Origin of the sequence: Pseudomonas sputi (assembly GCF_021603585.1) — a bacterium.
Lineage (GTDB): Bacteria > Pseudomonadota > Gammaproteobacteria > Pseudomonadales > Pseudomonadaceae > Aquipseudomonas > Aquipseudomonas sputi.
Map to the genome: position 1 here is coordinate 399,063 of NZ_BQHI01000004.1, position 8,907 is coordinate 407,969.

The window sequence follows — 8,907 nt, forward strand, 5'->3', positions numbered from 1 at the left end:
TTGTGCTCATTATGTGCAGGGACTTGTAAGAAGTTTCCTAGGAAACCTGAAACTTACTGAAAGCCCCGCAGTGTCTGGGCTTGCGCTCATGTCGGTCGCGATGACGAAATGCCACGCGCTTAACTGTTTCAAATAACTACAAAACTTAAGTGTTAGCATTTCAGCGTCTATTAATTAATGAAGACTGATTGCGCGCTCGCCCCGCGTGGGTGCGTGATTAAAAACTTTGATACCGGGTGAAGTACTGATGAGCACGATCCATGATCAGGCAATGAATTATGTCTACCAGCAAGTATTGCAGCGACTGCTGAGTTTCTTTTCCCGTGCCGAGCGCACGGCCTTGCAGCTGTTGATCCAGCGCATTGCGGTTGCCGCCGGGGGCATGGAGCGCATCGGTGAATTCAAGGTATTGGTGACCCAATCCGGCACACGCGACTGTTGCTACAGTCTGGCCTTGTTACGCGCAGCGCAACTGAGCATCGCCGGGCGAGCCCCCGCCACCTTCCACTTGCGGGTCGCCACACTGCGTTGCAATGGCGTACCGGCTTCGGCATTGCACAACATGCATCGCAGCTTCAGTGCACTGTTCCTGCACGACGATCCAAGGGTCGAGCTTTTGATGGTGGATCATCGCGAGATCCTGCCGTTCAACCATCTGGCGCCTGTTTGCGACGAGGGGCGCGAGGCCGGCAGACTCAACCTGCTGATGATAGGGCACCGTCGTGGATGGAATGAGGACCTCACGCTCTGGGACGACCTGTATCTGACCACTGCCGAGTTCTACGGTCAGGTCGCCCGATGGAATAACGGTGTCGACGCTTTGATCAGTAGCGACAACGCACGTCGTCAGGAGCAATTTATCGACGGCCTTGATCGGGCGGTACGCAAGGCCGGCCTTGGCGGACTGGCGCGGAAGGGGGGAGGATTTGATGAATTGTTCGGATTGCTCGACAGCATCGGTGGCGATTGTTATCGCGAACTCTATTCCCAGGACGACCGGGTACCTTGGCGACCGCTCGGCGAATTCGAGGCCTGCCGTCGAACCGGCTATATCGGCATCGACGATATGGTCGTCGGCAAAATGGAGGAGCGCTGGCCCTTGCTCAGCGATTTCCTCGGGTTCCAGGCCGATGACCTGATGCTTGAAGCCTGCACCGGGGAATGCACCGACCCCTTGGTCGGTGCCTACCTCAAGGGGTTGCAAGCCAGTTATATCGAAGGGCGCAACTATGAAGCCGGTGTATCGGACTATCTGCAGCAATACCTGGCGACGATGCGCCGCAGGAACACACCCGAACAGATCTGCGAACGTTTCATCGCCACATTCTGCAATCTGTCCGATCTCGCCGGACAGCGGTCGCAGGCAGCGGCCTCGCTGCAAAAGAATGTCGGCCTCAACGAGTCGCAGCTGGTTTGCCTGCTGTTCGCGCCTTTCATCAATGCCGGCGCCGGCCTTGAACGCTTCCTGCGCACCTGCCATCCGGGCATGCTGGTCGCCATGCCGGATCTGCACCGTGCCATGCAAGGCCTGCACGCGCCAGAGCAAGTCTTGCAATGGATGACCGATGTCAGCGGTATGCCTTTGCGGCTGATCTGCCGGTTGTATGCGATGGATGCAATCCGGATGGGCGATCATGTTGCGAAGACGCATGAACGGCCCGAGCACGAGGTCGCTACGAGTGACCGATCGGCGGAAGGTTGAGTGCGATTTTGCTGCTCCGTCACGGGAACGCGCCCGCGGGCATCTGCTCATGAGTGAGTCGCAGGCGTCCGATTTTGCCTATCAGGCGGTCTATCGCTACCTGACGCAACTGATTAACGAACCGGGCATTCAGGGACCCATTCGACTGCCATCGTTAAGGCAACTGGCCGAGCGGTTGAACGTATCGATTTCGACCATTCAGTACGCCTACGCACTGCTGGAGAAAGAAGGCCGGGTCTATTCCGTGGCCAAGTCCGGTTACTTTGCACAGACAACATCGACGATCATGCCGCCAGGGCGCGGCAGTGATTTGCTGGAAACGGTCTACGTCAACGCCAGATGCGCTGGCATGCAGGTACTGAGTGCGGATGAGCCGGCCCTGGTTCAGCCTTTGGATCGCCCTTTGCTGACGCTCGAGCGAGAGCTGTTGCGCCAGTATCCCCAGCACTTGCAGGCGCCCGCCCAGCCTTGCGGCGAGCTGGAGTTGCGCACGTTGCTGGCGGCGCGCTACACCTCATCGGCGAAACATTGCTGGCACGCCGAGGATGTCTACATCGGTGCCGATCTGAGAGGCGTGCTGGAAATCCTGATCGCCGTTCTCGAATTGCGCCATGCAACCGTAGTTGTCGAATCGCCCTGTGACTGGATGCTCCTGCGTCTGCTGGACTCTGCCGAAGTCCGGGTTATCGAACTCCCGATTGAGCCAGACGGGGCACTCGATCTGCAGAGACTGCAGAGAATGCTCGAAACCGAGCGGGTGCGGTTGATCCTGCTGTCTTCGAAACTGAACATGCCCCACGGCAGCCGTATACCCCAGAACAGTCGCCAGGCCGTCGCGCAGTTGCTCGCGAATCATGGCACCTGGGTTCTGGAGAATGATTGTCATGGCGAGTTGCTGGACGACGATGGCGGTGAGCCGCTGCGCGAACTGGTGGATCCCGACCGGCTGTTGGTTTTTTCCATGTTCGAAAAAATCATCGGGGTTGAAGCGCCCTACGGGTTTGTCCTGTCGCGACAATGGCGCGCCGATCTGCAGCGTCACTTCCTGTTGCGTTCGTTTCGTCTGTCACCGATCCGCCAGAAGGCCATTGCCCGACTCTATGGGAGCGGGCGGGTCGACCAGCACTTGCCGGTACTCAAGCGCATGCTCAAGGAGCGTCGGACGCGATGGATCGAGTTGATACGTGAGCGCCTGGGTGATGTTGTGCAGATCATCGAACCTCAGGGTGGCGCCACGATCTGGCTGCATTCTGCGCGCCCGATCACAATGGATGCCGTGTTTCAGCGTCTGCTTAAACAACACGTGCTGATTGCACCGGGAGAGCTGTTCAGTCTTCAGGGGCTGCACGCACAGAACCTGCGCCTGAGTGTAACCGGCAGCGCCGAACTCGAGTTGTTAAGACTTGTCGGACTGCTTGGGGATGCGTTACGACTGGCTCCGCGGGCGGATGTGCGCAAACGCCCGGCCTGTATGCAATAGACCCCATCGCACTCCGGACAAACTGCCAGTAAACTCCCTTGTAATTTCCTGAACCACTCTATTTCAGAGGTTTTGCATGACACTCAGTCCTTTTGCGGGCAAACCGGCACCGGCAGAACTGTTGGTCGACATCCCGCGACTGGTTACGGCGTATTACACCGGTCAACCCGACGCCTCGGTTTCCACCCAGCGCGTGGCGTTCGGCACCTCCGGACACCGGGGCAGTTCCTTTGATTTGAGTTTCAACGAATGGCATGTGCTGGCCATCAGCCAGGCGATCTGCCTGTATCGCGACGCCCAGGGCATCACCGGGCCGCTGTTCGTCGGTATCGATACGCATGCGTTGTCGACCCCGGCCGGGGCCAGCGCCCTGGAAGTGCTGGCGGCCAACGGTGTGACGGTAATGATCGCCGAAGGCGATGAGTACACCCCGACCCCGGCAGTCTCCCACGCCATTCTTTGCTACAACCGTGGTCGCACCACCGGCCTGGCCGACGGCATCGTCATCACTCCGTCGCACAACCCGCCTCAAAGCGGTGGCTACAAATACAACCCAACCAATGGTGGCCCGGCCGACACCCACATTACCAAGTGGATCGAAGCCAAGGCCAACGAACTGCTGGCCAACAAACTGGCCGGCGTCAAACGCGTCAGCTACGAACAAGCGCTCAAGGCCAGCACTACCCATCGCCACGACTACGTCAACACCTACGTGGCCGACCTGATCAACGTCATTGACTTCGAAGCCATTCGCGGCGCGAAGCTGCGCCTGGGCGTCGACCCACTGGGTGGAGCAGGGGTGCGCTACTGGTCAGCGATTGCCGAGCACTATCGTCTGGACCTGGACGTGGTGAACAAGGAAGTCGATTCGACGTTCCGTTTCATGACCGTCGACTGGGACGGGCAGATTCGCATGGACCCATCGTCCAGCCATGCCATGCAAGGCCTGATCGGCCTGAAAGAGCGCTTTGACGTGGCCTTCGCCTGCGACCCGGACCACGACCGTCACGGGATCGTCACGCCGTCCGGCGGCTTGCTCGCTCCTAACAACTATCTGGCGGTGTCGATCGATTACCTGTTCCAGAACCGTCCGCAGTGGCGCGCTGATGCGGCCGTGGGTAAAACCGTGGTCAGCAGCGGTCTGATCGATCGCGTGGCCAAGCGCTTGGGCCGTCGCCTGTACGAAGTGCCGGTCGGCTTCAAGTGGTTTGCCGACGGCCTGTTCGACGGCTCGCTGGGTTTTGGCGGCGAAGAAAGCGCCGGCGCCTCGTTCCTGCGCAAGGACGGCGGTGTCTGGAGCACCGACAAGGACGGTCTGATCCCGGCCCTGCTGGCCGCTGAAATGACCGCCCGTACCGGCCGCGACCCAAGCCAGGCCTACCGTGCACTGACCGACGAGCTGGGCGAACCGTTCTCGGTGCGTGTCGACGCCAAGGCCAATCCTGAACAGAAAGCCCTGCTGAGCAAGCTGTCGCCGGAGCAGGTCACCTCGACCGAGCTGGCGGGCGAGAAGATCCAGAGCATCCTCAGCCATGCGCCTGGCAACGATCAGGCCATCGGCGGTCTGAAAGTGATGACCGAAAACGGCTGGTTCGCTGCACGTCCGTCGGGCACCGAAGACATCTACAAGATCTACGCCGAGAGCTTCATCGGCGACGACCACCTCAAGCAACTGGTGGCCGAAGCGCAAACCCTGGTGGACGGTGCGATCAGCACCAGGTAAAACCAGGCAACGGAAAAGGGCGACCCGGTGGTCGCCCTTTTTTGTGCCCGCGATTCGCCGGTCAGGCCAGGTCCACCAACACGATCTCGCTGTCTTCCAGCGCCGTGACGGTCAATATCTGTTCATCGGCTACCGCCACACCGTCTCGAGCTTGCGCGCGCAAGCCATTGACTTCAATGACACCTGTCGCCGGAACCAGATACGCCCGACGTCCGGCATCGAGGCGGTATTCAGCCGTTTCCCCGGCCTTGATATTGGCCGCCACCAAACGTGCGTCGGCGCGAATACGCAGGCTCTGATCGTCACCTTCCTTGCCGCTGGCGAGGGTCACGAAGCCTTCGCGGTCGCCTTTCGGGAACGGTTTGGCGCCCCAGGACGGTGGTGCACCGGTTTCGGTCGGCAGAATCCAGATCTGGAAAATCTTGGTGTCCGTCGCTTCCAGGTTGTATTCGCTGTGGGCGATCCCGGTACCGGCGCTCATCACTTGCACGTCGCCAGCCTCGGTACGGCCCTTGTTGCCCAGGTTGTCCTGGTGGCTGATCGCACCTTCACGTACGTATGTGATGATTTCCATGTCACGGTGTGGGTGGGTAGGGAAGCCCGTGCCCGCAGCAATGATGTCGTCGTTCCACACGCGCAGGTTGCCCCAGCTCATGCGTTGCGGATCGTAGTACTCGGCGAACGAAAAATGGTGGTGGGCATCCAACCAGCCGTGATGGGCGCCGCCCAGCGAGCTGAAAGGTCTGAGTTCAAGCATGATCGTCTCCTCAAAAGGTTCGTCATGGGGCGTGATGCCTGAGCCACGAAGCGAGACCGGTGATTGATGAGGGCCATCATCTATCAGTCAATAATCGATAAAAAGCGTAAAAAGTGCGGCATTCCAATCGAATCAATTGATATGAGAAAAGCTCGAAACCGTCTTATCCCACTTTCAGTTCATCGCCTAAACCAATGACCTGTAAGCATTTCGCTAGAACAAAAAAGCAAATGCAGACACCATTAGCCCCAACAGCCTCATATCCGGAGTCCGTCAGCGTGGCGCAACACATCCCCGATCTTCCTCCCGAACTTCGTCCCTTGGCCGAGATGCCCTGGTTCAAACGCCTGGCGGCGCGTTTCCTTGGCCACGGTCTGACGCAACTGCGCGCCCAGCATCGGGCCTCGTGGCTGCACGGCCAGGCCGACGGCTTTCGCAGCGGGCATACCGCCGGCGTGGATTACGGGTACAAGGAGGGCAAGGCTGACGGTTTGGAAGAAGGCCGCCAGGTTTTGTTGATCCGCGACAGCCGCAATACCGAGCATCGCCCGCCGAGTATCGACAATCATCTGTTCGACGACTGGCGTCTGCCGCTCAGCGCAGAACTGAAGAAACGCATGAAGGCCGACGTCGCGCGTCTGTTGCCAGTTCACGCTCAGCCGAGCGTGGCGCAATGGAAGATGATTTTCAGCGATACGCCGTCAACGTCAGTGATTGCCGGGGCCGGCGCCGGCAAATCGACCACGCTGGTGCTGCGGATCCTGCTGCTGACTCATTACTTGGGCTTTGAGTTTGATTCGATGACCGTGGTGACGTTCACCCGCGAATCGCGCAAGGACTTCATCAACAAACTGATCGAACTGTTCGCATTGTGGGGGCGGGCATTGAGTCAGAAAGACGCAAAGGATCTGGTGCGCACCTTTCACTCGCGAATCCTGCCGATGGTCCGCAGTCTGCCGGGGTTCGAGCGCTTGCAGGCATTCGAAAACCTCAGTCACCGCGCGCCCGGTGCGGATGAAGACGTCGACAGTAATCCGTTCGATCTGCGCATCAACGACGCTCAGCGCCAGCAGCTCAACGCCTGCTACCACCGTCTCTACCACGAAGACCCGCGCTTCGCGCAATTGATCCAGCCATTGTCCCGCCACGCGTTGCAGCTTAAAGAGCTGGAGCGCGATCACCCGGACGTGCAAAAACGGGTGGCAGTAACAGAGCTGGCGGCTCGCCGCGATGAAGAGCTGTGCGACATGATCGAGGACATGTGGCTGCGCGCCGGGGCTTGGCCGATCAAGGGCATCGAGCCGAGCCGCCAGACATTCGAAATCAACGGCGCATCGTTCCATTGTCACGGCTACCTTCCGAGCCTGGATGCCTGGGTCGTGCTGGGCTTCGATCCACGGGAAAGTCCTCAGGTTTGTCGTCCAAACGCCAAACTGACGGTACGCGCGGAGTGGGCCGTAAAGCGCACCCTATTTCAAGCTTTCTTTCGTAAGCCATTGATTTGGCTTGATAGTTACGAGTCTTCAAAACGTTTATTGGCCACGCTTGCAGGTGATGTCAGCGCCGGCCCCGGCTTCGATTACAAGGTCAAGGGCGAGCTGGCATCCGCGCCGTTGCTCGATTGTTTTGTCGCTGCCGCAGGCTTCATCGAGAACCTGGGTCTGGATGTTCCAGACGCCGTTGGCCGCATGAGTTTCGCCAAGGACGATCCGGACCGGTTTTTCTTCGAAGCTTTAAGCCTGTTCTGGCGAGCGCTGGAAGATCACTTGCTGGATCAGAAGCCGCCGGTCATGACCTACAACCGGATGTTCGCCCTGTTCAGCGAGCACTCACCGGAAAACTTCAAATTGCTGAGCGATGAGTTGCTGCGGCCGATGTCGCACCTGATGATCGATGAGTTTCAGGACGTTTCGCCGCAGATTGTCTCGTGGATCCGCGCCAGCCTCTCGCAAATCCGCAGTCGCGGCCCGGCCATGCACGTCGGACGCGGGGCGCAGCGATCATCGCTGCTTTGCGTCGGCGACGACTGGCAGTCGATCTACGGCTGGCGCGGCAGTTCGCCGAGCTACTTCATGGAGTTCAACAAGGAGTTCCCGTCGCCGAGCACGACCCGGGTGATGCTCAGCGACAACTATCGCAGCCATCAGCACATCATCGATGCAGCAGAGCACATCGTCCGGGCAGCACCGGCGATTGCCGGCAAGAAGGCCAAGGCCAGCGGCGTAGAAAGGCCGTTACAGCCAGTCAACGTGCTGGAGCGCGACGATCAGGCACTCGGCCTGCGCCTGGCGGAACACTATCGAAAGGGTGATTCAATCCTGATGCTTTATCGAAAAAGTAGCGATAAATCATTGATAGAACAGCATATTCAGTCTGTAGTTAATGTTGATTCGAGCTTGCCGTACGAGTCTCGACGCCTGAAGCAACTGACCTATCACAGCGCCAAAGGCCTGCAGGCCGACGCGGTTTTCCTGCTGGGTGATTGCCAGCATCTGACCAGTTCACCGTACAAGAATCAGGTGTATCGCATGGCCGGACTGGGCAAGGCCGGCGACAGCGAACCGTATGACAGCGCGCAGAAAGACGAAATCCTGCGCCTGGCTTACGTCGGGATCACCCGCGCAGTCAGTCATTGCTACTGGTATGTCGAGCCGCAGGACACTCAGGCGGTCAACATGCCACGCGCATCGGACCGGGTGGCCAAGGGTAAACCGTTCTTCGTCGATCATCGGCCAGACAAGAAAACCGCCTGAATCCAGCACCCATAAAAAAGGTTCATCACGGATTGCCGGGAAACACGCTCTTGATCTTCATGAAAAAGAATTCGCTATCCCGGTAACCGTACGCCATCCGTTTGATGACCTTTATTCGATTGTTTATGCCTTCCAGCTGACCCGTGTGCATCGGCCAGCGAACCCGACTGACGATGCCCCGCCAGTAACCCTTTAGCCGTTTGGCGAACAGGATCAGAGCCGGTATCGCGCTTTCATGAGCGTGGCGCAGCCATTGCTTCCAGGCTGATCTCCAGCCCCAGGCGGTACTTGGCGCCCAGAGCGTTTTGAGTTCAGCCTTCATCAAATAGACCGTCATCAACGCTTGGTTAGCCGCCAGCAAATCTTCCAAGCGGACCTGTTGCTCCGGTGTTTTCAGGTTCTGCGGGTTGCGCAGGAGCAGCCAACGCGCCTGCTTGATGACCTTTCGGGCCGGCTTGTCATGACGCAGTCGATTGGCTTCGTCGACGCGAA

At 59.0% G+C, this 8,907-nt stretch carries 6 protein-coding genes; 4 read left to right on the top strand and 2 right to left on the bottom strand.

Going from position 1 to position 8,907, the window contains the following annotated elements:
• Positions 1–247 precede the first annotated feature (247 nt).
• The 3 genes from L6D81_RS08680 (at position 248) to pgm (ending at position 4,905) form a co-directional block, all read left to right on the top strand.
• Complete coding sequence (locus L6D81_RS08680) at positions 248–1,702, top strand: hypothetical protein (RefSeq protein ID WP_236178725.1); 1,455 nt, start codon at positions 248–250, stop codon at positions 1,700–1,702.
• Between the two features lie 49 nt (positions 1,703–1,751).
• The gene (locus L6D81_RS08685; RefSeq protein ID WP_236178726.1) at positions 1,752–3,182 is read left to right on the top strand and encodes an aminotransferase-like domain-containing protein; all 1,431 of its coding nucleotides are present in this window, start codon (positions 1,752–1,754) and stop codon (positions 3,180–3,182) included.
• Positions 3,183–3,258: 76 nt separating this feature from the next.
• Positions 3,259–4,905 (top strand): phosphoglucomutase (alpha-D-glucose-1,6-bisphosphate-dependent), encoded by a 1,647-nt coding sequence (pgm, locus tag L6D81_RS08690; RefSeq protein ID WP_236178727.1) that lies wholly within the window; start codon positions 3,259–3,261, stop codon positions 4,903–4,905.
• Between the two features lie 61 nt (positions 4,906–4,966).
• Here pgm and L6D81_RS08695 read toward each other — a convergent pair whose 3' ends face one another.
• A complete protein-coding gene (locus L6D81_RS08695) occupies positions 4,967–5,662 on the bottom strand; it encodes a pirin family protein (RefSeq protein ID WP_236178728.1) in 696 nt (231 codons plus the stop codon).
• A gap of 278 nt (positions 5,663–5,940) precedes the next feature.
• On the opposite strand from L6D81_RS08695, the gene L6D81_RS08700 reads away from it, so the two are divergent.
• Complete coding sequence (locus L6D81_RS08700) at positions 5,941–8,415, top strand: UvrD-helicase domain-containing protein (RefSeq protein WP_236178729.1); 2,475 nt, start codon at positions 5,941–5,943, stop codon at positions 8,413–8,415.
• A 25-nt stretch (positions 8,416–8,440) separates the two neighbouring features.
• Here the strand turns inward: L6D81_RS08700 and L6D81_RS08705 are convergent.
• On the bottom strand, positions 8,441–8,907 hold a 467-nt coding region (locus tag L6D81_RS08705; protein ID WP_236178730.1), incomplete at its 5' end, for a transposase.

Bases quoted from the DNA above. Each gene is read 5' to 3' on its own strand.
- L6D81_RS08680 (WP_236178725.1), top strand. From the start codon at position 248: ATGAGCACGATCCATGATCAGGCAATGAATTATGTCTACCAGCAAGTA.
- L6D81_RS08685 (WP_236178726.1), top strand. From the start codon at position 1,752: ATGAGTGAGTCGCAGGCGTCCGATTTTGCCTATCAGGCGGTCTATCGC.
- pgm (WP_236178727.1), top strand. From the start codon at position 3,259: ATGACACTCAGTCCTTTTGCGGGCAAACCGGCACCGGCAGAACTGTTG.
- L6D81_RS08695 (WP_236178728.1), bottom strand. From the start codon at position 5,662: ATGCTTGAACTCAGACCTTTCAGCTCGCTGGGCGGCGCCCATCACGGC.